The organism is Caballeronia sp. LZ032, from assembly GCF_031451315.1.
Classification (GTDB): Bacteria; Pseudomonadota; Gammaproteobacteria; order Burkholderiales; family Burkholderiaceae; genus Caballeronia.
Window position 1 is genome coordinate 15,515 of the sequence record NZ_JARUXP010000010.1, and the last position, 25,889, is coordinate 41,403.

At 59.3% G+C, this 25,889-nt stretch carries 22 protein-coding genes; 17 read left to right on the forward strand and 5 right to left on the reverse strand.

Features of this window, described 5'->3' with window-relative positions; all coding sequences use genetic code 11:
- Window positions 1-28: 28 nt before the first annotated feature.
- Window positions 29-550: a GIY-YIG nuclease family protein gene (locus QCE69_RS38050; RefSeq protein ID WP_309935974.1), complete on the forward strand. Its 522-nt coding sequence runs from the start codon at window positions 29-31 to the stop codon at window positions 548-550.
- A 496-nt stretch (window positions 551-1,046) separates the two neighbouring features.
- On the opposite strand, the gene QCE69_RS38055 is transcribed toward QCE69_RS38050, so the two are convergent.
- The 4 genes from QCE69_RS38055 to QCE69_RS38070 all read right to left on the reverse strand — a co-directional run bounded on the left by QCE69_RS38055 (window position 1,047) and on the right by QCE69_RS38070 (window position 3,304).
- Window positions 1,047-1,583 (reverse strand): GNAT family N-acetyltransferase, encoded by a 537-nt coding sequence (locus tag QCE69_RS38055; RefSeq protein ID WP_309935975.1) that lies wholly within the window; start codon window positions 1,581-1,583, stop codon window positions 1,047-1,049.
- On the reverse strand, window positions 1,580-1,858 hold the full coding sequence (locus QCE69_RS38060) for a DUF1778 domain-containing protein (protein WP_309935976.1): 279 nt from the start codon (window positions 1,856-1,858) through the stop codon (window positions 1,580-1,582). Before QCE69_RS38060 ends, QCE69_RS38055 begins: the two co-directional genes overlap by 4 nt.
- Before the next feature lie 352 nt (window positions 1,859-2,210).
- The gene (locus QCE69_RS38065) at window positions 2,211-2,510 is read right to left on the reverse strand and encodes a DUF4148 domain-containing protein (RefSeq protein ID WP_309935977.1); all 300 of its coding nucleotides are present in this window, start codon (window positions 2,508-2,510) and stop codon (window positions 2,211-2,213) included.
- Window positions 2,511-2,671: 161 nt separating this feature from the next.
- Window positions 2,672-3,304 carry a hypothetical protein gene (locus tag QCE69_RS38070; protein ID WP_309935978.1) on the reverse strand — a complete coding sequence of 211 codons (633 nt, stop codon included), beginning with the start codon at window positions 3,302-3,304 and terminating at the stop codon, window positions 2,672-2,674.
- 195 nt (window positions 3,305-3,499) lie between these two features.
- Between QCE69_RS38070 and QCE69_RS38075 the strand changes: the two genes are divergently transcribed.
- Both QCE69_RS38075 and QCE69_RS38080 read left to right on the forward strand, forming a co-directional pair.
- Window positions 3,500-3,889, forward strand: coding sequence for a hypothetical protein (locus QCE69_RS38075; RefSeq protein WP_309935979.1), 390 nt, complete (start codon window positions 3,500-3,502; stop codon window positions 3,887-3,889).
- A 426-nt stretch (window positions 3,890-4,315) separates the two neighbouring features.
- Window positions 4,316-6,865: a tetratricopeptide repeat protein gene (locus QCE69_RS38080; RefSeq protein ID WP_309935980.1), complete on the forward strand. Its 2,550-nt coding sequence runs from the start codon at window positions 4,316-4,318 to the stop codon at window positions 6,863-6,865.
- 1,535 nt (window positions 6,866-8,400) lie between these two features.
- On the opposite strand, the gene QCE69_RS38085 is transcribed toward QCE69_RS38080, so the two are convergent.
- Window positions 8,401-9,264 (reverse strand): hypothetical protein, encoded by an 864-nt coding sequence (locus tag QCE69_RS38085; RefSeq protein ID WP_309935981.1) that lies wholly within the window; start codon window positions 9,262-9,264, stop codon window positions 8,401-8,403.
- A 148-nt stretch (window positions 9,265-9,412) separates the two neighbouring features.
- Here QCE69_RS38085 and QCE69_RS38090 point away from each other — a divergent pair, with 148 nt between their 5' ends.
- From QCE69_RS38090 to QCE69_RS38155, 14 genes are all read left to right on the forward strand, one after another.
- On the forward strand, window positions 9,413-10,084 hold the full coding sequence (locus tag QCE69_RS38090) for a ParA family protein (protein ID WP_309935982.1): 672 nt from the start codon (window positions 9,413-9,415) through the stop codon (window positions 10,082-10,084).
- Window positions 10,085-11,128, forward strand: a complete 1,044-nt coding sequence (locus tag QCE69_RS38095) for a ParB/RepB/Spo0J family partition protein (protein ID WP_309935983.1) — start codon at window positions 10,085-10,087, stop codon at window positions 11,126-11,128.
- 1,124 nt (window positions 11,129-12,252) lie between these two features.
- Window positions 12,253-13,512, forward strand: coding sequence for a replication initiation protein (locus QCE69_RS38100; RefSeq protein WP_309935984.1), 1,260 nt, complete (start codon window positions 12,253-12,255; stop codon window positions 13,510-13,512).
- Between the two features lie 410 nt (window positions 13,513-13,922).
- Window positions 13,923-14,627 carry a type IV secretion system protein gene (locus tag QCE69_RS38105; RefSeq protein ID WP_309935985.1) on the forward strand — a complete coding sequence of 235 codons (705 nt, stop codon included), beginning with the start codon at window positions 13,923-13,925 and terminating at the stop codon, window positions 14,625-14,627.
- A 2-nt stretch (window positions 14,628-14,629) separates the two neighbouring features.
- On the forward strand, window positions 14,630-15,502 hold the full coding sequence (locus tag QCE69_RS38110; RefSeq protein ID WP_309935986.1) for a TrbG/VirB9 family P-type conjugative transfer protein: 873 nt from the start codon (window positions 14,630-14,632) through the stop codon (window positions 15,500-15,502).
- A 2-nt stretch (window positions 15,503-15,504) separates the two neighbouring features.
- Window positions 15,505-16,755, forward strand: coding sequence for a TrbI/VirB10 family protein (locus QCE69_RS38115; protein ID WP_309935987.1), 1,251 nt, complete (start codon window positions 15,505-15,507; stop codon window positions 16,753-16,755).
- Window positions 16,748-17,548, forward strand: a complete 801-nt coding sequence (locus tag QCE69_RS38120) for a transglycosylase SLT domain-containing protein (RefSeq protein ID WP_309935988.1) — start codon at window positions 16,748-16,750, stop codon at window positions 17,546-17,548. Before QCE69_RS38115 ends, QCE69_RS38120 begins: the two co-directional genes overlap by 8 nt.
- Entirely contained in the window at window positions 17,545-18,807 is a 1,263-nt protein-coding gene (locus QCE69_RS38125; RefSeq protein ID WP_309935989.1) for a TrbG/VirB9 family P-type conjugative transfer protein, read from the forward strand. Before QCE69_RS38120 ends, QCE69_RS38125 begins: the two co-directional genes overlap by 4 nt.
- Window positions 18,804-19,229 (forward strand): lytic transglycosylase domain-containing protein, encoded by a 426-nt coding sequence (locus QCE69_RS38130; protein WP_309935990.1) that lies wholly within the window; start codon window positions 18,804-18,806, stop codon window positions 19,227-19,229. The genes QCE69_RS38125 and QCE69_RS38130 overlap by 4 nt, the downstream gene beginning before the upstream one ends.
- 4 nt (window positions 19,230-19,233) lie before the next feature.
- Window positions 19,234-19,893 (forward strand): toxin co-regulated pilus biosynthesis Q family protein, encoded by a 660-nt coding sequence (locus tag QCE69_RS38135; RefSeq protein ID WP_309935991.1) that lies wholly within the window; start codon window positions 19,234-19,236, stop codon window positions 19,891-19,893.
- A gap of 5 nt (window positions 19,894-19,898) precedes the next feature.
- Window positions 19,899-21,527 carry a type II secretory pathway protein gene (locus tag QCE69_RS38140; protein WP_309935992.1) on the forward strand — a complete coding sequence of 543 codons (1,629 nt, stop codon included), beginning with the start codon at window positions 19,899-19,901 and terminating at the stop codon, window positions 21,525-21,527.
- A gap of 13 nt (window positions 21,528-21,540) precedes the next feature.
- On the forward strand, window positions 21,541-22,827 hold the full coding sequence (locus QCE69_RS38145) for a hypothetical protein (protein WP_309935993.1): 1,287 nt from the start codon (window positions 21,541-21,543) through the stop codon (window positions 22,825-22,827).
- A 34-nt stretch (window positions 22,828-22,861) separates the two neighbouring features.
- Window positions 22,862-23,443, forward strand: coding sequence for a hypothetical protein (locus QCE69_RS38150; RefSeq protein ID WP_309935994.1), 582 nt, complete (start codon window positions 22,862-22,864; stop codon window positions 23,441-23,443).
- 3 nt (window positions 23,444-23,446) lie between these two features.
- A complete protein-coding gene (locus tag QCE69_RS38155) occupies window positions 23,447-25,879 on the forward strand; it encodes an ATPase, T2SS/T4P/T4SS family (RefSeq protein WP_409021280.1) in 2,433 nt (810 codons plus the stop codon).
- Window positions 25,880-25,889 lie beyond the last annotated feature (10 nt).

Genomic DNA, 25,889 nt, shown 5'->3' on the forward strand with positions numbered 1-25,889 from the left:
GCCGGTGCGCTCAAATTAGCGCTTACGGTTGCACGAACTTGTAAAAGTCGGGCGCACCCGTGACATACCTAATGCCCGTGCTCACGGCCTGTCGTCTACGGGCGTACCGTACGAATACGAAGTCGTGTACCGGGCTCTGGTCTCGGACTACGCCCGAGTAGAACTGGAAGCGCATCGTCGCTTGGCCATATGCCACGAGGCGAAGGAATTCTTCCGTTGCGAAGCCGGGGAAGCGGCAGCGATCATTCGCCAAGTTGCCGGCGACGAGCTCCTCTACGAAAGACCCGCTGCCCTAAGCATCGAACCTCTTATTTCAGCCATTTTGGACGATGAGTTCGCAGAATGGGTGCGCAGACGGACTTCTCCAAGTGCTGCTTTCATTTCAAGTACTGCCTTGTTCGACCACTGGCTTGCACAGAGGTCGTCGGACACGGTCGAACCGTCAACTATTAAGGCGATGGTGGTGCGATTGCATCGACTCGGGTACCAGCGAAAGAAACAGGGAGGCACTGGTCTGCGCGGCTTTATTGGCCTGAGGCTCAAAAAGTAACGTCGGCACATTGGCTGATGCATCTATGCACGCTGTCCAAAGTACAGTGCGCCGGTAATCCACACCGCCCGCCCCTGCAACGGCCGGACAAGTGTCAGATATGCCCACCAACCGTCTGAAATTGGCGATTGAAACTCGAGACGAGCCGCGCGACTGTCGTAAGCGTTTCGAGAAGGCTCGTATGGCACATTTTAAATCGAGGGCGTCTATCAGAACGGCGAGATGAAACAAATGAAACCTGAACAGATACGCGCGATGGTACTCAAGTCGTGCGGCGGCGGCACAGTCAATCAGCCACGAGCTAAAGCCGCAACAGCCGATTGCCGATGATGCGGCGAACAAACAGGCACTGATCGAAGGCGCATATCAACAGGAACGAAAAAAGCCCCGGACGAGTTAAGTGCTGGGCAAGCCATCGGCTACGCCGGTGGCGGAGCTAATAAGGAAAGTGGCCGTCTGCGGTACTCCGGCGGCCCCAGTTCCATGCGTTCCGCCATCAAAGCTGATCCGCAACTCTCAAAGCGGCCGCGATTGTCTTGAGCGGGATCACCATCGGTATCGGAAGGCCTTCCGGTACGCCCACTAGACGCAATGCCCCCCTAGCCGCGTACCACTCGGCCACACTTTCGCTCTTTGCGTCGATAAACAGTGCGACACCGCCGACTTCGCCGGCGACCCTGATGCAGCGACGCCCGGCCGCTAGTATCAACTGAGTACCGAGGCCCCGCCCGCCAACGGTTTTATCTACGGCGAGACGCGCCAAGCGGAAGCCAGGCACCGGATGGCGAGGCAAGCCCTTTCGAGCCGATTCGGGAGTTTCTTCGTACAGGGCCGAACAGGGTGCCAAAGTGTAATAGCCAAGGATGCGGCCGGTTGAGTCCTCAACGGCGAGAAACGTCTTAGCGCCGCCGTTCTCATGGTTCTGTCGCGCGTATTTCTTCAGATAGCCGTTAAGCTCCTCTTCGGCGCAGTCGAAAGCGCCCCGATCGTGTTGTTTCGCTATCGCTTCCTCATGCCACGCCGGAAAAGTCATACCGATTTCGGCATCGCCTTCGCGGCGGCAAGCAGCTTCTCGTTTGGTTCAGGCGGATTCTCTAAGAGAGACAGGACCCGTAAATAGCTGTCCTCTGAAAGCTTGATCTTCTCCGCCGCCGCGATCACCGCATCCGCCTCGCGCAGCGCGGCTTGGGTCACGAAGCTAGTCAGATCGAGATGATTAAGGCTCGCCGCTCGTGCGAGACGCGACTTCACCTCAGGGGGCACCCGTAGATTCATTCGCTGGTTATCTTCAACCGTAGTGCGTGGCATAGCAGACCCCTTAAGCATTTGTACGCCTTCAAAGTGTACATACAACATCGGACGGCGTCAATTGTGCGTATTGAAGGCGTACGGGGCGGGCCGGCTGTTGAGACCTTAGGGGCGTCTATTCGTCCGTTCGAATTGTCGTGCCCAAGCGAGCGTCTTCCAGAGACGCACGACATTATGCGTTCACCACTTTTTTCCGTAGCACAAAAGAAAAAAGCCCAGGACCGTTGGTGCTGGGCAAGCCATCGGCTACGCCGGTGGCGGAGGTGCTAATAAGGAAACTGGCCGTCTGCGGTATCCCGGCAGCGGCCAGTTCTCTAGTACCTAGCGCGAGCTACTTAGCCCGCTCGGTCAATTAGTGACCGAAATAGACCGGAGCGATGCTATTACCGGTGTGAGCCGGGCCGCCCGATGCCGATGCAGTGTCGGCGACGCCACCGTAACTATTCTGGCCGTTCTGTGCAGCGACCTTGGCTTCGGCAGCTTGGAGCTGCGCCGGGTACGTCGTGCGATCCATGCTCGGGTTGTATCCAGCGCGTTCAAGCTGAACCAGTTCTGCCTTCACTTGAGCGCGGGTGACCGGTTCGCTCTGCGCGAAGGACGAGACTGCCGGAACAGCGAGTGCAGCGGCGACGATAAGAGTTGCGAGTTTCATGATGCTTACCTCCAGATCTTTGTTCTTCGCAAACAGCCCTGTTTGCGTTTCAGTGATCTCAGTATAGGTAAGCGTCCGCGTAAGATTAATGAGGGATTAGGCAACAAATCGTTGCTCTATTCGGGATAACCCTACCATCGCCGGCTACTACATCACGCCGGTCAGGCCGCCGCGCGAGCATGACCACGCACGATCGAAGCGAGCGCCTTAATTCCGTCGTTGAGCCGGCGAGTCGCTGTAAAGCTCTGCTTCAGGATCAGCGCATTAATCCCGAAGAAGATCACCGCTGCGGTGGTCATAAGGCTCGCCCCACTTGCCACAGCGAAAACAAAGCCGACGAACAACGCAACGCAGCCGGTACCGATGACGATCAGACCTGCCCCCAGCCGTGCAACCAGCGGTACCGCCATGAAACCTAAGGCGGGCAGTTGTTGGTGCTCATTCACCGTATCGAAAGTCTCGCCAGTCGTCAGGTTCTGCACCGCGATCAGTGTTGCCTTGTCGGCACCTCGGCGAGTGGCGTAAAAGGCCTTAAGTCGGTGTCCAGTCCTATGGGGGATCGTCACGCCACCCACTACCAGCCTGAATTCCTTTCCATCATCTCGCCGTAGCCAGATCGTCTGCGCGCGATTAGAGACGAGCGTGACACTTGCGAGGTCACCTCGAAGATTGTTCGTCGATTCGAGATGCTGGGTCGTTTTCTCATGCTGGGCGATGACCTCCCCGAGCTCATATGCGTCAACAACGAAGGGGACTCCGACGAGGTCAACCGTCGCAATTTCTTTTCGTACCATCGTAGGTTTCCGGAGGCAAAGTTCTCTGATGTGTTAGCGGCAGCCGCCCTCGTTTCTTAATGCTCGCCTGAAGGAGCGACGCATGAAGTCGTCGTATTTACCGGTCTCTCGCACTCCGAGGCCCCTTTCGCTCCTCCGTTTGTGCACGGGAACCTTGGCGAAGCGTTAAAGACGGTGTCACCACGAGGAGCCGAGATGGTCAGCAGCAACACCAAGACGCGCTCAACCGGTCGCGCGATCAGTTTCACCGGGTTGGTCGCCACGGCGATCGGCATCGTGCTTGCCAGTGCGTCCGTCAGTGCATCGGCGCATGTCAGCGTCGACATTGGCTTTGTCGCGGCACCCGTTTATGCGCCGCCGCCGGTTTATGTGCCGCCGCCTCCGCCCGTCTACACCGCGCCTCCGCCGCCGCTTCATTACGCCCCGCCGCCCCCGCCGGCCGTTGTCTATCAAACAGCGCCCGCACCGGTCGTCTATGGCGAGGACTGGCGGCAACGCGAGTGGCGTGAACATGAATGGCGCGAGCGTCGCGAATGGCGGGAGCGCCAAGAATACGAACGTCGACGCGCGTACTATGGCTACTGAGCTTGAGACGGCTGATAGGTACGACGATTGCGACTGGAGGAGCGTCTCCTCCTCCATGGTTCTACCCCTCGGACATGGAATTAGCCCGCCCTAGTGAGCGGGCTTTTTTATGCTCCGAAATTACGACCGCCCACTTGAGGGACCAGTCGCGGTGTTGTGCTTCATGCGCCGGGTCGGCCGCTTAGGGATCATCAGCGGCTTGCAGAGATCGACGCGCTGACTGACGCCGATCGAACCGCCGCGGCGGCCGAACGCGCGAAGATCCAAGCCCTATTTGGTCGCCAGCACTTTTCAATTACGCGCTTAAGTTGGTATGTTGCTTGCCGGTACGTCGACGCACTCGCTGTTGCGTTGACCGCGTCGTTTTGTCGTCGTCCGAAACCTCACACTTTCCCAACTTCAGAGCGGCAGAACGAGACTTTAAAAATGGCTGAGATTTTTCCTGACCGCCGTGAGCAAATCTTTGGTCGGACGCGCGATATTCGTCGCCTTCGCTACAACGGGACGCGGCGCGGAATTACAGCTGTGGTAGGCAGACCGCTGATGGGAAAGACTTGGACCTTGACTGAAGTCGCGCGGACACTCATCGATGAGGACCAGTTCCTCGTTGGGTATCACGAGTCTAAAGGTTCCGAAACGAGCCATCTTCTGTATGCAGTGTCCGACCTTTACGCGCGTTGGTTGGCAGACGCCACGATGCGGGAGCAAGCGATTAGTCTTTGGGAGCGCCACAGCAGTGAGCTCGTTCCTCGGATCGGGAAAATGGTTGGCCTCCTTTTCGAGAAACTCGCGCCAAAAGGGGGGCCGGAAGGCGTGGCAAGCATCGTCCGTGCAGCGTTTGACGGTCTGGCCGAAGCTCAAAAGGACCTGCTAAGCGGTGGTGTTCAGCTTGCCCCGCTTCCATACGAGGAAGCATTCGCACTTACAGAGTTGGTGGCCAAGATGAGCGGCCGCCGCATCGCGCTATTCCTTGATGCATGGGAAAAGTCACCTTCGGTTCGATTCGAGCACGCGACCCTCGAAGCATTCTTGAAGCACATCGAGCATTGGCCGCATGTCCATATATTCGTCGCGATCAGGTACCCTGACCTCAATTCTTCACGGGAGCCAGAGGCGGCGTATCGCTACGCTAGCGATCTGTGTCGGATTGATCGTGCTGCCCTGCTCTTCCCGCTCGATGTTATCGACCCCAGTACGCAGGAGGAGCGCAACCGGCTTATATCGTTTGTTAAGCGCCAATTGCCGGCAGCTGCTCCAGAAACCGAACAACGCATCTTCGAATTGATCGATGGCTATCCGGGGGTGTTGTCGTTTTGGTCGAGTGAAGCAAAACACGGGACTATTCGCACGCGCGAAGACCTTCGCTTGATAGCACGCGACGCTCAGGAGCTCCGCTATATCGAACTGGAGCGACTATTGTCCAAGCTGCCGGACAGATCGTCCAAAGCCTTGGCATTACGCATCGCGTTTTTCCAGCGCCTGGAAAGTGAGACATGGGAGCTGTTCCGAGGCATATTGCTTGCCGGACACGAAGGAAGCACTGTGAACGAGTTGATCGACTTGGGAGTGTTGGCCGATGAACGTTTCCCGACATACGGTCACGACACGCGTAGCGCGGCCGCACAGCAGTGGTTCATCAGGAACCAGCTTCCCGCATTTCGTCGCGCGTCCGAGGAGGTCATTGAAGCGACAGCATCGTGCATCACCGGCGTCCAAGCGCACGACGAGCCTTTCCTCGAAGCGCTTATTCACTGTTTGCCGAGTGCACGCGAGATTGGAGTCAATGCAAGGTGTGTGTGTCTGATCGATGCGGCTCGAACCACGTCTGGCGACTTCGAGGGGGTGAACGACGAAAAGTTTGACGGATCGTACACGAAGGCTATCCGAGCAAATGTCTCGATCAGCCCATTGATAGCCATGGCGCTCATCAACCGAGGCATGAACAGAGCAGAACTCGGGGACAACAATGGAGCCATCAACGACTTCTCCAGCGCGATCGATCTGCCGGCCCTGCCGGTAAGACAGTCCGCTATTGCCCGCTACAATCGCGCGTGTCTCGAAGACAGCGAAGGCAATATCCACCAAGCGATCGGTGATTTCACCGTTGTGGCCGAGGATCCGGATACCCCCGCAGAGCTTCGGGCGCTCGCTCTACACAACCGCGGTCACGCAAAAGGCCGGCTCCACGACGACGAGGGGGCGGTCGCCGACTACAGCGCCGTCATTGAACTAGCTGGAGCCCCGGTTGAACAAGTGACGCAGGCACTCATCAATCGCGGTATCAGAAAGCGAAACGGCGGTGAACCGAATCCGGCGATTGTCGACTTCTCATCAGCGATCGAAGTCATTGATGCACCTGCCCCGCAAATGGCGATGGCACTGTTCGAACGGGCGACGACCAAGCAGCAAATCGGTGACTACGCTGACGCACTTCGCGATTTCACTGCGACAATCGATCTCGCAGATGCGCCTCTTGTACAAGTTGCGAAGGCGCTAGTCGGCCGCGCCGCAATGTTCGCGAGCCGGGGTGCTCACGACAAAGCCATTGCCGACTACACAGCAATCATCGAGCTGCCCGGGGCACCCGGCGAAAAAGTAGCGCGCGCGTACCAAGGCCGTGGAACGAGTAAAGCGCACTTAGGCGACAGCAAGGGCGCCGTCCAGGACTTGTCCTCGGCGATAGCGCTACCGGGCGCGACAAAGGACGTCCGAATTCAGTGTTACACCAACCGCGGCACGGTCAAAGCAAGAAACCGTCACTTGCGTGACGCTATCGAAGACTTTTCGGCAGCGATCGATCTGATCGATGTAAGGGATGCAACTTCCGCGAACCCTATCTTCGCTCGCGGCGTTGCAAAGTGGGAGCTTGGTGACTTTCAGGGCGCAAGAGATGATTTTGACACCCTGCGCGCGTCGCCCGACGCGCCGGAACACCTACTGCTTTTGGCATCAAGGATCCTTGAGAGTCGAGACTGACGTAAGGATGCGTTTGGCCGGTTTCCACGTGGAAACGTAGACGGCGGCTAATCCGTTACCGCGTGCGCTCGTTGTTTAGCAGCAAGCGAAGTTTTTCTAGCGCTACAAGCTGGCCATGACCTTCCTCCCGCCAGCATTTTTCAATCACCTGCTGAAGCTGGTATGCCTCGTCGACTACTCCGCGGAACCGCTGTACCTCCAGAACCAGACGCTGTACATCAGCGTCGCGCCCCCGGTAGCGACTCCAAAGCAGCCTAAGTTCGTGGTAGCTGACAGGGAGGAACGCTGGAAGAGACATGGTAACGGGCAGCCACTGTATATATATACAGTATCGTACCCGCATTTTGCCGCAAGGTCACGGCGCCGCGCACACACATGCCGCTGATTCTTGCCGGCGGGGCTCTTATTCAGTATATCGACTTTGCCGAACGGAAGGTCATTGAAACCACGAACACCCAAGCCACGAGGCCCCACTGACTAACGGGCACTGACATCGCTGCTCCGAAAAAGGCCGGCCAGACTTTTGCAAGGAGCGACGAGTAGAAGGCGGCCTCCGCCGAAGAGGCGGCGCAAAGTACCGCAAGTAGCCAAGTATCAAAAGTCGCTTTTTAGCCATAGAAGCGAGGCACAGACGAAATTACTTGAATTGGTTAGCCAATATTTTTCCTTGCGATTCATCGCGCGCCCGATGTCAGGTCAAGGAGCATTTTTATAAACTCGCTTTTCTTCGGCAGACTAGCGTCCCCCTCTCTGTCTCTGTTGGAGAACCGACTCCTCGGGGTTGCGTGATGATTCGGTGACGGGGTGTGGCGACTGCCGTTTCGTCCCTGCCTTCTCCTTCACGCCTCTGCCGTGCGGCTCCCCAAATAGGCCTGTGTCTGCGCGATCGCCCTACCCTTTAACTGCCAGATAACGGTGACTTTTGTCACCACAACCGCAAAAATTGCTGCCACTGTGATGCCCATTGGAGGCTAACTGACAGTCATCGGGAGGAAAACGGTGAGATACTGATGCAACCAACCAGGCGGCACCCATGATGCGACTTGGGAGTTGGGGACCTCGCCAGCGTCGGGTCTTCAGTGTCAACGAACCATGCCAGGCGGCTGATTCAACCGGGCAGCGATGTGTCCAAAGCCGGTTTCCACGTGGAAACTGACTGGCGGCTACCCGGGTTTAAACTCCTCGTGCCCGGTGCCCTGGAGCGCAAAGAGACGAACATACGGTATGCCAACGTCATCGTTAGCCTGCCGGTGCATTGGATAAGGCTCGCGCTCATCGTGATAGCGGGGCTGAAATTGGAACGGTGTCGTAGGTGAGGTCGTCAAATCCCGCAAAGGATGGTTTCGACCTGGAAACCAAGAATGCGCCTTCACCCATCTTGCCGCGGCCGCGCGACATGGTTCGCGGCACCGCTGTGTCCGTGTCCAGACCGCCCCCGGCCGGTGGGCTCAAGTTGCCGCCTGCAGCTTGCCTACTAACGTCGGACGCGAGTGCTTTGGCTTCACTAAAAAGCAAACTCGCCTTGACCCGCACGTTCAACTTGAAAGTTCAACCGAATTCTTCAGGGCGGACGCTGCCAACATCTTCAATTGTTTGACGTCCACAAGGCAGCTCCGGGCAGGACTGACATCGAAACTAAAAGAGATTGTGAGCTTGGTACCTTTTCGGGATGAACTCACTTCGCAATCAGGCGCGCTGTCTCCCGCCACCAAGAGATTGAGGATTTCTTTTGACGATCGACGGCTCGGCCGTTCATGAAGCAGGTTCGCATTTTTCACTACTTTGGAAACGCCCAGTAACTTCACGATCGCGAGCAGATCCAAGGCATGCTGGGTAGTGAAACGCTTAGCGTCAAAAAGCTCCGTTATGACGCCTGGAAGCCGCGCGACAGAAGTTGCCGTTGAGAGGCGGCCTTCGTTCCATCCCGCTAACTCCGAAGCAGCCGCTTGCGTCGACCACTCCTTGCTCGCGACGCCCTCGGCATATCGCGCGGCGCGCAATAATGGCGACGACGATGCACCGACCGAGGAACGCTGCCGCTGTCGAACTCTACGCGGCTGTCCGCTGAGCAGTTGGACGATATCGGCACATGACTTACCTTCAGGCGAAATTGACTGAGCTCGCTGCACCAAAACCTCAAGGCCGTCGGTTCTCTGGAGTGAGAGAAGTTCTCGAGCCGTCTTGTCGAACATGCCCGCGTCTCGGAAAAGCGTGAGAATCTCCGGTGGCATTGATCCGATCCGCGCCGCTCTGTTGACGTGCTCCCGCCGGACCCCTAGCTTCGCCAACGCACGCGCGGCCTCCGTCTGGTTCTTCCATTGCCGCCCCAAGCCGTCGCGATACAGGCCGGCAAGTGCCAACGGGTTATGTGCCAGCTGCTTCCCTACATAGTGTTCCAAAGTAGTTACCTCCTCACTGTTTGTCGGCGAAACTACCTTCGCCTTTAGGTTTCCACGTGGAAACCGCAGTGCGGGGACGCTCTCGCGATGTTGAATTGCCTTGTGCCACAGATATAATATCTTTTCAACTTTTGCGAAGAGTCAAGCCATGAGCCTAGTCATAGCCGTAGCGAACCAAAAAGGTGGAAGCGGTAAGACGACGATTGCCTTAAATCTGGCTGGAGCCTATTGCGATGATGACCCAAGCCTGCGGGTACTCGTTATAGACGCCGACTCTCAAAATTCTTCCATGAGAGCAACAAGCGCTAGTAACGAGCCATATCCGTTTACTGTCGTCAACCTAGCTGCCGCCGGATCGAACCTCGGACGCGAAGTCAAGAGGATGGCGGAAAACTATGACCTGATCGTCGTCGACTGTCCTCCGAGCGTGCATGACAAGAATACGGAGGTCGCGATCGCGGCATCCGACTTCGTTCTTGTCCCCATGGATGCGTCAGCCTTAGACGCATGGAGCACGGTAGGGATGCTTCAACTGGTCCGCCGAAAGGTTGGGAGCGATGCGACCGCTTGTGGGGTGGTTTTCAATAAGGTCAACACGAAGACGACTGGCTACGGTGAGGTGCGCGCGGCCATGGAGGAAGACAATCCTTATCCCATTCTGCGAAGCACTATCGCCCAGCGTGAAATCTATAAAACAGCGATCGGTGTAGGCGCCACGGTGTTCACCGTTAAGGGACAGCGAACCGCGAAGGTAGCGAAGCAGGAGATACTGGCCGTTGCGAAAGAGATCCTCACCATCAAAGGACTAATGGAGGCGTAGGTGGCACACAAGGAAAAAATTGTCGCGCCGAAGCTAGGTCTGGGTGCTTCGATTCGCAAAGGTATGGCGAGCGAGAAACTTGACGTGGACGGGCGCCTCAGCGCAACGACCGGGGAAAAATCGCCCAATCTGAATGGCTCGGATGGCCTCGCAGCCCACACCAGCGCAACTGGTTCACCCGCGGATATTTCGAAGGTCCCAAGGCTACACGTCGCGCTCGAGGAGTTGGTCTCAAACCCCTTCAATCCCCGAGAGTTTTACAACTCATCCGACATCGACGAACTCGCTGTCTTGTTGCGTCGCGAAGGTCAACACGTCCCGATTGTTGTCACAAAAAACGCGCGCTTCCCGGGAAAGTACGTCATTGTTGACGGGGAGAGGAGGTTCCGGGCCAAGAAGAGCCTTGGTGAGACAACGATCGACTGTGAACTTGTAGAAGAGCTAACTGATCAAGACCTATACATACGTGCGAGCAGCATTAATAGGAATCGCGCCGAACAAACGGTGTTCGACGACGCAGTGGCATGGGAGAGAGTCCTTGCTCAGTCCGTCTTCGAGAGCCAAGACGCGCTCGCCGAGAGCCTTGGAGTAACGAAGTCGACGGTTTCAAAGACGTTGCATATTGCCAAACTGCCCAAGGCGTTCCTGGAACGAATGGCAGCGAAAGAAGGTGTAGGTTTGGCTCACGCTTACAACATCAAACTCATCGTTGACAAGGCTGGCAACGCCGCAGCCGAGCGAATCCTTGAACTGGTTTTGGCCGGTGAGATGTCTGTTCGGCGCTTAGAAGAGCATGTCAAAAAGCTCGACAGCACCTCACCACCCAGAACTGCTAAGAAGACCCACTACAGTGGAAACGTGCCTTTCCAAGCTCCCGACGGGCGTGAAATAGGAGCGTTGAAGCAGTATCGGGATGGGCGAACTGAACTCAAACTAAGCGGTCTCTCGGAGCAGCAGCAAGCCCTCATCGTTGCGAAGCTCGAAATGGTCGTCAGAGAATTCGTTGCCAGTGAGTTCTCGATCGCGTGTGACACGCAGCATTAAATTCGCTGCATGAAGCGAACAAGCCTCGACGAGTTGACAGCGGGTTCCGAGCCATCGAAAAAATGGGCGACAAGATGGTGTGACGAAAAGCAATTTATCAAAAGCCAACAATGGTGTTGTTTAATAAAACAACACCTTGTAAACCTTTGGCCGCGCTTGAGCCCCTACGGGCGTGGGTTTTCCGGAGATATGGTCGGGCTTTGTGGGGCGTGAGGTCGGGACTTATGGGGCCGCAATCGACCAAATGGTCGGACTTTATGGGGAGAGGTCGGCGTCTATGGGGCGACCACCTTGGGGGCTGCCAATGTCCACCTAGCCTTGTGCGGTAAGGTGTTTCATCGCTCGGCACAAGTCCTTACGTTCGAAGGTCGGAAGTTATGGGGCAAAGGTCGGTGTTTGTGGGGCGACGCTTTGGTTTAACGGACGCGCGGTAGCGGCCCCTTGACGAGGGACGATTTGCGACTGAGGACCCGGTTCGACCCAGCGAGCCGCGTCCCAAAAAAATCGGGATTTGTCGGGAAAGGTCGGGGTTTGTGGGGAGCGGCATCCGTTTAGGCGCCAGCCACGACGACAGGGCCGGCTGACGTATGCCATCGTCGTCTGAAAAGTCGGGGTTTATGGGGCGTTCAGGGGCATCGACGGGCGGACTGCGAAAAGTCGGGGTTTATGGGGGTGTTCAAGGGCACCAATGGCCGGAGACCGAAAGGTCGGGGTTTATGGGGGGCATCGTAGTTTGGACGACGGCCTTTAGACTTTTGCATGCCCGTTAGAGCCCGAGCGGCGCTCTAAGTCGGTGTTTGTGGGCAAGCCACGAGTCCTCGGGACATGAACGCCTCATAAGGTCGGGGTTTATGGGGAGCTAGCACACGTTACCCTGGACAAAGGGCCGGAAAGGTCGGTGTTTATGGGGGTGTTTCGTCCTTGTCCGATGTCGATCCCATGACAACATCCGCATCGCGGGCAGCAAAGAGCGGTGCTCGCCCCACAAACCCCGACCTAAGCATCTTCGACACGACGCTCATCATCCGATAGGTATCGAAACCATTTACGTCGTTGAAAGGTCGGGAATCGTTGTTTGAGATCTCGACCTTTCCGTTCTAGAATCACGGACGTACAAAACGTAAATGCGACACATCGTGCCGACCATTCACACTAGGAAGCGACTCCCCAAGACTTTGAACATTCTTGCCGAAAGGCAGGCCCTTCCGCTGGAGCTGCGCAAGCACGTCGGCACGGTGCACGTAGGCGGCGCACTCGGTCTCTTGGACCGCAAGTTGGTGAACGTCTTGCTGGCTAACGCGTACGACAACCTACTTAAGGAACAGGTTCACCGTATCCCAGTGGCGTTGCTGAGCGAAATGCTCGGGTTCGACTCGAAGAACACCGCCGCATTGAAAAAGTCACTGAAGCAGATCGCGACGACGCCGGTTGAGTTCGACCTTTTGAACGCCGTCGATGACTCTCCATGGGGCGTAACGACCATGCTGAGTGCTGCAGACATTCGCGACGGCATTTGTACTTATGAGTACAGCCGCGCGCTCTCTGAACGACTAGCTAATCCGGACGTGTATCTGATCGTTAACGTTGGGATGCAGAAGCGCTTCAACGGAAAGTTCGGATTGGCCTTATGGGAGAACTGCCTGCGATTCAAGAAGACGGGCTCGACAGGTTGGATCCCGGTGGAGGTTTGGCGGAAGCTGCTCAATGCGGAGGCCGGGGTATACGACACTTTCAAGCACTTCAACCGCGACGTCATCGGTCGAGCAGTCAGCGAGGTGAATACTGTTTCAAACATCCTTGTGCAGCCTGAGTATCAGCGAGAGAGCAGGAGGGTGGCGAAGATTCGATTCCTAGTGGAAGAGAACCCGCAGAAATCAATGTACGACAATGCCGACTCGGAAGATGTTCAACGATTGAAGGAGTCGGAACTCTACGCACGACTTCGCGCGCTGAACATTGCTGATCGCCTCGCGGTTGCGTGGTTGCAAGAAGACCAGGACAAGGTAGCACGCGCTGTTGACTACGTCGAAAGACAGGTTAGGAACAAGCGAAACATCAAGAACGCCGGTGGGTATATGCGAGCCGTTTGGGAAAGCGGCAATGACGTGACCGACGTCGACGTCTCGAAGCGCGAGCAATTGCCGACGGCCCAGACACAGGCCGGCCCCACGCAGGAAGATCCAGCAATTGAACTGAAGGTTTTCCGACGGCGCGAGTTGGATGCGCTAGTGACCTCGTATGCGGAAAGCGGCGGTGGCGTCTCGTCGTACAGTTCGGGACGGTTTCGCGCGATCAAAGAAAAGCTGATGTTCGGTCAGTGGTTGTTTGACCAGCACAGCATCACAAGATGGAAGTTGGAAGAGGGTGAGCCGTCCGCTTCCTAGTCGTCGTCTGCGATGTCCAGTTGCCGCATTCGTCAGCGCCACAGAGCGCGCGCCATATCACTGATATGTCACCTCGAAGTGATCGGTTCAACCTAAGTGGCTGAATCTCAAAGGGAAAACCGTCGGGAGAAACTGTTACATTTGGCAAACTTACGCTAAATGTAACAGTTTAGACGATGCGACCGACCGGAGGCCTACCCCAACGAACCTCCGACATTAGGCGAAAAGACGCATAAGAACGGCGTCTTTCTGGCAAACGCATTTCATCATGATAAGTCGCATCTGTCCGCGGTGATGCCTTAACAGGCAACGTTAGGGCGCACAGTGCAATGACGCACAAAACTACCCGCCTTTCCGCTAAAAAAAGGACGCTCGCGCTGTTTCAATGGTGACCATTCCAAAGGGTTGCCATGCGTCTTTTCAAGAACAAGCGTCGGGCCGCGCTGTCCACGGCCCCCGGCTCATATGCCGATGAAGATCCGAGCAAGGTGATTTTCGAGACGAGCACGAGGCTCACGCTCGAAGCTAACCGCTGGATGCTGATTTCGTTCGGCCTCGCCATCGTCGCGGCCGGTGCTGTCTGGACGCGGCAACCTCCGCCGTCGGTCACTCGCGTTGTGGGCGTCTCTGCCGACACCGGCGGCCATCCGATCGTGACAGAGCTCGTCGCCTACAAGCCAGACTCGCAAGCTGTGCGCACGACCGTCAAAGATATGGCGGTTCGTTGGTTCACGATCGAGCCCGTGCTAACGGACCGGCTCGAGACTTCGCGCATGACCGCTAACATCAACGCAGTGAAGGCGCAGATGATCGGCGCGGCAGCCGGTCAGTTCCGCGACTGGTTGAAGGCCGACACCCCGTTCCAGCAGATCACTGCCAACCCGAAGCTAATCCGCGAAGTAGACGTGCGCAATATCGCGTTGCTCGAAGACTCGACGGTTCTCGTTGAGTTCACGACGACGACCTCGCAGGCTGGCGCGACCGGCAAGCCGGACGTGAAGTCGTACGCGCTCACGTTGCGCTATCAAATCGTCGCGCCTACTGCTGAGCAGGCGTTGACGACGAACCCCTTCGGCATCTTCATTCCGTTCTTCCGCCTCGAGCGGACCGCATAAGCATGACCGCAACCATTCTCAACAAACGGCCGGTCATCGGCATGTGCGTTCTCGCTGCATGTGCAGCGTTCCTTGCTCAACCGGCTGCGGCGAAGAAAGCCGTCAGCGATTCGTCGTTTAATGCCGCGATGGTCGCGGGCGACCCGATGAGCCCGATCAATCCGTTCAACGGCGGCGCTGATCCATTGACGATGCCCGGCGACGCTCGCATCGGCGTGTTTCCGTACAGTTGTGACCAGATCTACCGCGTGCTGACCGCACCGCTGAAGCTCACGACAATCGAGCTGGAGAAGGGAGAGAAGTTGATCGCTGACCCGGCGATGGGCGACAGCGTCCAGTGGGAGATCGACGACGACAAGATGAACCATGTGTTCATCAAGCCCCACAAGGCGGACCTCGTCAACACGCTGCACTTGACTACGAATCTTCGCGAATACGACTTCACGCTCATCGCCTCACCGGCGGGCGGCATGTTCTATCAGACGGTGCGTTTCCAATATCCGCGCGCGCCGATGGCTCGCGTTAGCGCCCGCGAGGACGCGACGGCGAACGGAGGTCGCAGTGGTAGCGACTCCGGAAGCATCAGCGTTGCGCCGGACAAGCTGAACTGGGACTACAGCGTCGATGGCCGCGCCGAGTTCACACCGGAGACGGTCTTTGACGACGGCCATGCGGTCTGGATGCGCATGCCTGGCAAGGCTCAGGAGTGGCCGGTTCCGTTCATTCTCGACCACGGCGATCGCGTCGTTGCAAACTTCATTCGCCGCGGAGACTTCCTCGTCCTTCAGCGTCTGGCCGACGAGATCGTTTTACGTTCCGGCAAGGACGAGGTCAAGGTGACGCGCGGCCGCCGCCGCTTGCTTGGGGTGTTCTGATCGTGGCCAAGAAACCGGACTCGGCTACGCCTACCGCGGAGCAAGAAACCCTCGTCAAAGGCAAGACGCCGCGCAATGCGATCATGAGCATCGGCATTCTGGCGGCTGTCGTCATTGGAGGCCTGGGCTTCTACTATCAACTACAGGCGACGAATAAGGCAGACGAAGAGGCGCGCATCAAGAAGGCGACCGCGCTCAAGTCGAGTACGGAAACGCCCACTGCTGCGAACAACAACGACATCGACCAGATGATCCGTCAGCAGCGCGACGCAGCGGCGTCGGAGGCTGCCGCGCGCGCAGCTTCTGAGGCAGCGGCGCCGAAGCCCGCCGTCAAACCGATGCTAACTGGCGCGGACTTCAAGGAAGAAGTCGCAGGCTCGGGCACGGACACGCGCGAGCTTTCCCGCCAAGCGGCGCAAGACGCGATCTACACGTCGTCAGTTTTCAAGCAGGCCGGCGCGTCGCGTTCGGCGAACCAAGCGAACGGCGTACTGCCCGCTGGCGTCCCTTCGTTGGACGAGGTACGAGCTGCCCGTAACGCTGCGGGAGCCAACACCCCCGATGCGATGGCGATCGCCTTGGCCAAGCAGGGCCAAGCACCGGAAAATCGCGACCGCGCCTTCCTGCGCGATGCGGCTTCGCAAGGCGGCATCGAACGCACAACCTTCAACGGCCGGTCGACGGGTTGCACGTTGACGCCGCCGCACGTCATCCACGTCAAGACGGTGGAGGGGCTGAACTCGGACAAGCCGGGTCGCGTGTCGTTGATGGTGGACGAGGACATCTACGACAGCCTGCGCGGCGACTGTTTGATGATCCCGAAGGGCGCGTTCATCAATGGCATGTACAGCGCGGACGTCAAAGTTGGCCAAGAGCGCCTGCTGGTCGCTTCGACCAGTCTGCGTCTGCCCAATGGTAAGAGCGTGCCACTCAACGGCATGCAGGGTGCCGACCAAAACGGCTACGCCGGGTTCTCGGGCGATGTGAACAACCACTTCCTGAAAATCTTCGGCGCGGGCTTTATTACGGCGATTTTGCTGAAGGCGTTCGACAGCAGTTCGCAGACGGCGACGACGGCGACCCCGAATGGCGTTACTACCTACGGTGACACGGCGGGGCAGGTAGCGGCAGCGACGGCCCAAACCGTCATGCAGCGCAACCAGAATATCCCGCCGACGATCACCGTTGAACCGGGCCAGAAGTTCCTGGTGCAGGTGACGCAGGACATCGTCATGGAGCCGTACCATGACTAAGGCATGGGCGGCTGCCTGTCTGTCTGCGATAGCGTTCGGCGCACACGCGGCGACGATCGATTCGATCATCAGCCCCACGCGCATCGTGGTCGATGACGGCACGAAACGCGCAATTGTTGAGCTACCGGGCGAGCCGGTGTACGCATGTGGACTTAAGCCGTTTCTGGCGTGGGCTAACCGCTTTGAGGGCCAATCGGTTGAGGCCACGGCTAGCGGTGTTGGAATCAGCATCGACGGATCGGCTGTCAGCCTCGAAAGCCTGTTCGTGAAGGCGGGCTGGCTGCGCCCCGCGTCCCTGACCGATGAGGCCCAAGCGAGCATCACTGAGCGGCGTGGCGGATGGTCGTGCGCATCTGCGCAGGCGCCGTTCGACGCGATGCACACCTCCGTCGATCCGAAAATTCTCGCTGGCATCGCACTCAATGAGTCGGCCTACAACGGTCGTGCATGGCCGTGGACGTTGAATGTCGCGGGTCGCGGCTTCTTCTTCCGCACTCGCGAAGACGCGTATCGCGCGGTCAGCTACTTGATCAGCAAGGGCCGGTCGAACTTTGACGTCGGCATCATGCAAGTGAACTGGGGATACCACGGCAAGCGCTTCGCGAGTGCCTGGGATGCCCTTGCGCCGGCGACCAACATCCGCGTCGCCGAAGACATCCTCAACGAGAACTACCGGCTCACGCACTCCGCGGTGAAGGCGGTCGCCTACTACCACAGCGCCAATCCCGCACCGGGCCGCGAATACCTCGCGCGCTTCGTGAAGCACCTCTCTCAAATCGAACGCGGTCTATGAAGCACACGCTCTCTCTTCTCACTCTTGCGCTTGCGGCAGTCACCCTCAATGCGGTGGCCGCTGGCACCGACCCGCTCGACTTTGACTATGAGATCGCGGGCAATGTGCTTGAGCGACCGGCACTCGTTTTCAACGATGGCAACGACACCTATTTCCAGCCGCGTGCCGGTCAATCGCTGCGCGTGGACGGGGGACATAGTCAAGGACCGTACATCGTTGTGCCGGGCACGCCCGAGGTGATCCGTTACTCGGCGGGCGGCTCGAGCGCCACCGCTTACTGGAAGAAGGCCAATCGCTTCATTGGCGACAAGGCGCGGAGCGACACGCCCTCCGGTTTCTCTGGCTTCTCTGGCCGCCTTGCGCTCATCGGGCCGCGTAGCAGCCTCGAAAGTACGCGGCCTTTGAACGCCACGCTGCCGCTCGCGCAACTGGTTAAAGCGCTGGTGCCGCAGGGCTGGACGGGATCGGCACAGAAAGACATCGATCTGACGACCTCGGCGAGCTTCGGCACACGTGATGGCGAGAACTGGATGCAGTCGCTCGATCGGTTGGTGGCCGCGTCCGACCTGTACGCCGACGTCGATTTCAACTCTCACCATGTAACACTTCGCCGCTCGGCTCCGCAGTCGGTGGCCGTCAACTACGTTGCGCCTGTATCGCAGGCCGCAGCAAATCCCGCCACCGCGTCATCGAGTGTCACTCCGGCCACGGACCCGATTGCCGATATCGCGAAGAAGACCGACACAGACGCGCCCGCCGCATCGGGGTCCGTCCTGGCCGCGAAGCTCGGCGCGCTAGCGATCCGCGACGGTGACGACAGCCACATTCAAATCAAGTTCTCCGCCAAGCCCACTACTGAGTTGAAGGTGACCGGGCAAGACGGCAAGTCGCTGCGTCCGAAGTGGGATGACGCGACTGACGTGGTGACCTTCAACCGCGCGGAGCGTTTCACGATTTCCAACGGCACCGACAAGGTCGAAGTCGCCCGTGTCGCCGGAACCGTCTATGAGTTCGACACTGCGAACAAGGCTGCCTTGCAAAGCGTGTTTGATGAAAACGGCTCGACGTTTTTCAAGTTCGCTGACACCGTCGGCAAGGTAACGGTCGCGGACGTGGCGCACATGGGCTCGGGCGAGCAGAAGGGCCGCTTTTTCAAATTCAACGGCACGGCCGACCAGTTCATCGTCAACGCCGACGGCAACGTCGTCAACGTGCTGCGCAAGCACGATGTGCGGTTCTTTGATCGGCCCGCGTCATGAACCGGACTTTGATTCACATCTCGACGCTGCTTTACGCGGCCGTCTCCGTGCATGCGCGTGCCGACTGTCTTGACGATGCCGCGCGCTATCACAGCGTCAGCGTTCAAGTGGTACGCGCCATCGCGCAGCAGGAGTCAGGTATGCGCCCGTATGTGACGAACCGCAATACCGATGGAAGCGAGGACATTGGGTTGATGCAGATCAACTCGTCCTGGCTTCCAAAACTGGGGCGCTTCGGCATCACCCGGCAACACCTGTTCGATGCCTGCGTGAACGCCTATGTGGGGACCTGGATCCTGGCTTCGAACATCAAGCAGTTCGGCCCGACATGGAAAGCGGTCGGTGCCTATAACGCCGTTTCCTCGAACAAGCAGCTCATCTACGCCAACAACATTTACCGCCGCCTGCAACGCGCGAACTGACCACATGACGCCTACTTTTTCTCTTCAAACGCATCGCACCGCGCGCATGATGGCCCACTTGTTCGCGTGTCTTGCACTGACGACCGTATCGGGTCTTGCCGCAGCGGAACCTGATCAGTCGCGCCTTGCGCCGCCGCCCGGTGACGGCTGGCAACTGCTCGCCGCGCCGGTCGCAAAGGCGCCGGTGACACAACTCGCTATGGTGGCACCTGCTACGCACGTGGCTGCCGCGGCCCCGGTTGTTCCCGCTGCTCCTGCCTCTCCTGCAGCGCTGAAGGCAGCGATGGGTGGCGCTGCGCAATCGGCGCTTACGGGCGCTGCCGCCCCATCACCCGTCGGCTCATTGGACGTCGCTCCGGTAGTTGTGCCGTCCCAAGGCGGTGCACCGGCCCCCGGTGGACTTTTGACCTTTTCCATCACGCCGCAAGACATCAACATGCGCAACGCGCTCGATCGCTGGCTGCAGCAGCAGGGCTGGCAACTCGCCTGGAAGATCGATGACGACCTGCCACTCGAGTTCAACGCGACGTTCACCGGGGACTTCAAATCGGTGCTCACGCAAGTGATGCAGGCGACCAATCACATGCGCACGCCCACGCGCGTCTGCAAGCACACCAATAACGTTATCCGCGTCGTCGCACGCGCAGCCAACTGCCAAGAGTAACCGCCATGCGTCTCACGAAAATCAAATCTGCCGTTGCCATTCTCGTGGCTGCATCGCTGACCGGCTGCGCCGTCTCGCAATCGGACGTGAACCATGCGTATGACGCGACCAATGCTGAAGCCACGCGCGCGATGGGCAATGGCCCAGAGTCGATGTCGCTCGTTGAGGAAGTGCCGACCGCGTTCCTCGGCGACCGGTTGGTACCGGTCGCCTATGAAGCGACACTTCCCGCGATCTTCCGCGAAAAGTCGGTCGTCTTTCCGGGCAACCTGCCGCTGTCCAAAATCGCCACGCTCGTTTCGACGGCTACCGGTTATCCGGTGCATCTGAGCCCGGATGTGTTCATTCCGCGCGACGCGCTGATTCCGAAGACCAACGGCGGGAACGGGCAGAGCGCCCCGATGCAGCCGCAAGCGATGGCAAAGTCCAACGTTGAGCCGGTGTACGCGCAGGCGTGTAACTGCAAGGTAGGCGCATATCTGCGTGGCGTGACGGAAAACCTTGGCCTCGACTGGACGTTCGATGGCAGCACCATATCCATCAGCCGGTTCGTCACCAAGACGTTCACGATCGCGGCGATCCCGGGCAAGGTGTCCATCAAGTCCACCATGTCGAAGGGCACGGATACGTCGACCGGCAACCAGGCATCCGGTGGCACCACGGGCGGCACGTCGGGCAATACCGGGTCTTTCTCGTCGATCACTTCGACCGGACGCGATGGCACGTTTGATCAGATTGCGATCATCCAGTCGGAGCTGGAAAAGCTGAAGTCGCCGCTCGGCGAAGTCGTGGTCAATCCACAAAGCCGCCTGGTGATGGTTCACGACACCAAGGAAGCCGTCGATCGCATGGGCGCGTTGCTCGCGCGTGAAAACGCGATCTCGACCCGTCAAGTCGCTCTGCGAGTCCGTACCCTGCAGGTCGATCTGAGCAATTCGTCGCAAGCCGGCGTGAGCGCCGACATCGTCTTCAACCGCATCTCGGACGGCCTGAAGCGCTACTCAATCTCGGTTGCTTCGCCCACGTCGTTGGCAACTGCAATTGGCGGCACCGTGGGCCTGTCCGTCTTGAAGCCGGGTTCGCCTATGGAAGGCACCAACGCAGTCATCAGCGGCCTTAACGCCTTCGGCAAAACGGTTCAGGACAACACCCAAACGAAGATGACGCTCAATGGCTTGCCGGTTTCGATCGGATCCTTCGAGACAAAGGGCTACCTCGCTGCAACAACGCCTAGCCTTGGTTCCATCTCGGGCGGTACTGCTGGCGTGCCGGGTCTGCAACCGGGGTCGGTGACGGTCGGTGACTTCGTGAACATCCTGCCGTCGGTCAATGACCACAACCAGATCATCCTGTCGTACTGGAGCGATAGCTCGAAGCTGAATGGTCCGTTCACAACCATCAGCACCGGTTCCGGCGACACGCTGCAGCAGATCCAGTTGCCCGACATCATCGGCAACAAGGACGACCAGACCATTGCACTGTCTGATGGACAGACGGTTGTGCTGTACGGCGCAGTGGGCAATCGCTATGACGGCAGCAGCAACAACGGCATCGGTGGTCTTTCGGGCGCGTGGAATAAGGGTCGTACGTTCCAAGTGATCATGCTGACGGCAACCGTCGTCCCGTCGATGTGAGCGCGGGGTAAAAATGCCTTTGCACTTCGAATCCATACCGGGAGAAAAGGGCGCCAAGCTCGTCTTCGGGCTGGACTGGCGCGCCTACTCCGCCAAGGGTGCCCGCGCCGAACGTCGTCATTACGTCGAGGAGACTGGCGCGACGCACTACGCCGAGTTCAAGGCGAAGGGCGAGACCATCGTCGGCTTCTGCGAGCTTGAATCAACGCAGCGCAAGGGCGGCAAGCTGTATTCCGCCGCCGCGCGCATCGCGTCGCTTGAGCGAGTCTGGCGCCGGCCCGCCGTGCTTGTCCTCATCCAGAACGATGAACTCGTGCATCTGGTGCTGGTGCAACGCGGCGCGGTGGCGCTTGACGAGGCGGTCGCGCTTAACGCGCTCGCCGACAAGCGCGAAGCAATCGAGGACACCTGTGCGAAGGCGGGGCTTGAACTGGCGACGCTCGGCCACGGTGCGCAGCTCCATGCGGTCGATGAGGTATTTGATCTGCGCGAGCTGATCGTTGCGCGCAAGGTCGGCCTCATCAAGAAGATCCCGGTCGCCGTGCCCACGACGGTCCCGTTGCTCGTCATCCTCGCGGCGGTGTTCTTTGGCGGTAAGCAGTTGATTGGCGTACTGAACCCGCCGCCTCCACCGTCGCCGCCTCCGCCGACGTTCATGCAGGAGTACCAGTCGGCCGTGGCGAGAATTCTCGCTGCGCCCGCTCCCCTCGCTAGCCAGCTTGTCCCGAAGCTGCTGGCTAGTTTCGGCGCGCAGGAAACGAACGTCGCCGGATGGCAGTTTCAGAAAGCGTCCTGCTCGATCGCGGGTCCGTGCATCGCGACCTACAAGCGACAGGGCGGCACCTTCAAGGAGTTTGACGCACGCGCGCCGGAGTCGCTGCGTCCGGTCGTCTTCAACCCGGACGGTTGGCATCTGAGCGCGCGTGGGCCTGAGGTCACGGTTGCGGAACGGGTCGCGCTCGCTGAGCAAAAGACGTGGCCGACTCAGCAGGCGCTCATCAAGGCCTTGCAAACCGACCCACAAAAGCTGTCTACCAAGCCGGACACGCTCGATAGCCACGGCTACGTCGTCGATATCAAGCCCGCCGAGCGCCTTCTTCCTCGACAGCCGATGGCTGGCGAAGTGCAGGGGCCGCTCGTACAGCGCGGAACGTGGCAGATCGACGGATACAAATGGCAAAGCGCGCTCCTCGCGCGCCTGCCGGACAACATGGCACTGGACACCCTCGACGTCGAGTTAAAAGAGGACGGTACCGGGGTGCATTTCACTGCGAAGGGTAAATACTATGTTCTCAACTAAGTGGCCTGCACGAGCCGCCTGCTTCGGTGTGCTCATGTTTGTGGCGGGCGCGGCAATCTCGCAGGAAAGTCATCTCACGCTGGACGACATTGACAAGCTCGCGCGAGCAAAGCTTGTCGACTCGATGCGCGGTCCGCAGGGTGGTCAAGGTGGCCAAGGCGGACCAGCGGCACCGGGCAACGGCGTCGGCCTCGCTTCGCCGCTTGGTGCGCCGACGCCTGCGCCGGTGCCGGTGACCGCCGCGGCAACCGCAGCGCCCAAAGTAGAGCGTAGGGTCAGTGCGCCGCCCAGGCGCGTCATTCCCGCGACCTTCGTTGGGGCGTACTCCGACATGTCCGGCACCTACGTGCTCTATGACTACCAAGGCACGACCTACACGGCACGCCAAGGCAGTCGACTGCTGAACGGTTGGACGGTCGCGTCCATCGACGGCTTCACGGTCAATCTGGCCGACGGCAAGCAAAAGTGGACCGAGACCATCGTAGCGCCTGCCGACGTGCCCGCCGTCCCGCGTCAGGATTCGCCGGCCGTCAGGGCGATTACAGATTTGTCCTCTCCGCTTCCTCCGGGCGGCGTCTCATCGACGGCGTCCACCTTTGTACCGTTCGGGAAATAAGCAATGGGTCTGTTTGCACAAGAAGAACAGGGCGCGCCAGACGCCCCCCGCGGTGGCTTCCTGAAGCGCTTTCGCGCGCCGCGCTCAAGCTTCATCGAGCCGGGCAGTAGTGCGGAGCCGAAATTCCCCGCTCCGGAGGCGGTTGCGGCGAAGAGAAAAGCGGCAGGCAGAGCGTCTGTAGAACCGACGAGTGATGAGTCGCCGCTGAGCACGCGTGCGGTGAATCCCCAAGTCATGTTTCTTGGTCGCGCACTATCGGGCGGGGATGTCGAAGACGTCGAGAGCACTGAGCTCGACGATGACTGGCGCGCGCCGGTGCAGCATGTGCCGACGCAGTCGGAGCCTGAAGGTGACGCGGCCGACGAGGAGCCGGCCTATCGCCCGTTCGTTCCGCCGAGCTTTGAGCGCCCGAGCTACGCGAGCATGTCCGCTGCGATGGCGGCTAGGGATGGCGGTCAGCCGGTGAACGACGAAGCCGTGACGGCGCAAGCGGCGCCGTCTGGTGCGCAACGACGATCTGAAGCGCGGGCCAATCTGCACACTGAACAGCCGCACCCGCAGCCGCAGCCACATTCGGCGGCTGCGCCAGTTGAATTGAGCAAGGACGCGAGTGTCGCCGGCAGCGACGCTAGTGCGGAGCGGTTCCCTGAGCAACCGGAACCCGCGCCACAACGACCAGCAAGTCCCAGCGAACGTAACGCCGCCTCCACGCCGACGATGGCTGCGCAGGAACACGCACCGGACGACGACGCGCAGAACGAGGGCGGTGGACTGGCTTCCGGTCGGCCAGAACTGGTGTCGCCCGACTCGCTTCCTGACTTCAAGCGCGTTCTCACTGTCGCGGACGACGACGCCGCGCTGCGCATTCCGGCGGCAGCACGCAAGGAGTTCGTCGCCGTCGAATTGCAACCGGGCGTGGCGATCGCGGTGGCCACCGCACGGTTTGCGGAGAAGGCGCAATACGCAACGTTCATCAAGGATCTCGGCAACAACGACATCCTCGTACGTGAGGAGATGATCGCGACGGAAGCAGTGATTGTCGCCATCTACTCCGGTAAGGCCGCGGTGTCTGCCAACTCCACAGTCCGCGAAGCCAGCCGTGCGATCGGCAACTTCCGCGATATCGTCGAGGCCGCACACGCATACGGCGCGAGCGACATCCATTTCGAACCGCGCGAATTTCACAACGAGGTCGAAATTCGGTTCCGTGTGAACGGCGACATGTACACGTTCAGCCGCATGCCAAAGGCGATCGTGCGTCGCGCGTTGTTTGCGGCGTACAGCGATCTTGTTCAGCGCAACACCAACTCCGGCAACAGCTTTCAGCCGAGCGCGCCGCAGTCGGCAATGATCCCGCTGGTCGTCAAGACCGACACGGTCAACTTGCGCTGGCAGTCGTCGCCGCTGGTAGGCGGCTACGACGTGACGCTGCGTCTGCTCGACGGCAACTTCAAGAACTATTCGGTTCTGTTGCCGAAGGACATGGGATTCGAGAAGAGCCAGCTTGAGCTGATCGAGACGCTCAACTATGTGAGCGGCGGCATTACGGCGCTCACTGGCGAAACCGGATCGGGCAAGACGACGACGCTGCGCGCGCTCTCATACATGCTGCCGGATCGTGAACTTAAGAAGCAGTTCGCGGTGAACGAGCCGTCCGAGTATCCGATGCCGTGGCTGTCGGACTACTCGATCATTCGCCGCCCGGACGAGACTGACGACGAAGCGAACCGCAAGTACGCAGAAGTGATCCGCACGCTGATGCGGCAGGACCCGGACGACTTGACCATCGGCGAAGTGCGTGACCGCGTTGTGATGGGGCTGGTGGCCGAACTGGCGTTGACCGGGCACCCGGTGCGTTTCTCGCTGCACGCCGGCGACATCATCGCGGCCGTCATGCGTATGGCGGGCGGGCGGCTGCAACTGCCGATCGACGAGCTGGCTTCGGAAGGGTTTATCAATGCGGTCGGTAACCAGAAGCTGATTCCGACGCTTTGCGAGCACTGCAAGCTGCCGGCCGAAGACGTGATGCCGAAAGCCGACCTCGATTTGCTGCGCACGAAGTTTGGCCTCGATACGTCGACGATGGCGTGCCGCAACTACGACGGCTGCGAGCACTGCCGGCTGAAAGGGCTGTTCACGCGCAATGGGAAAGCAGCGGGTGGTACCACGCGCCCCTCGTTGGCTGCCGAACTCTATCGTCCGACGCCCGAGTTTCTAGAGCGCGTAGCCGAGCGCGACTGGGCCGGTGCCCGCAAAGTTTGGCGCGGTGCGCGGCGTACCGGGTTCGATAACGCGGATATGAATGGAAAGACGCTATATGAACACGCTCTTTTCAAGGCTTCGCGCGGTTTGATTGACCCACAATTCATTAATCGCTCGATGCAGTCGTTCGCGCAGTACCGCGTAATGCCCGGCGTCGATGGTTTGATGGTCTAACCCTGGTCTC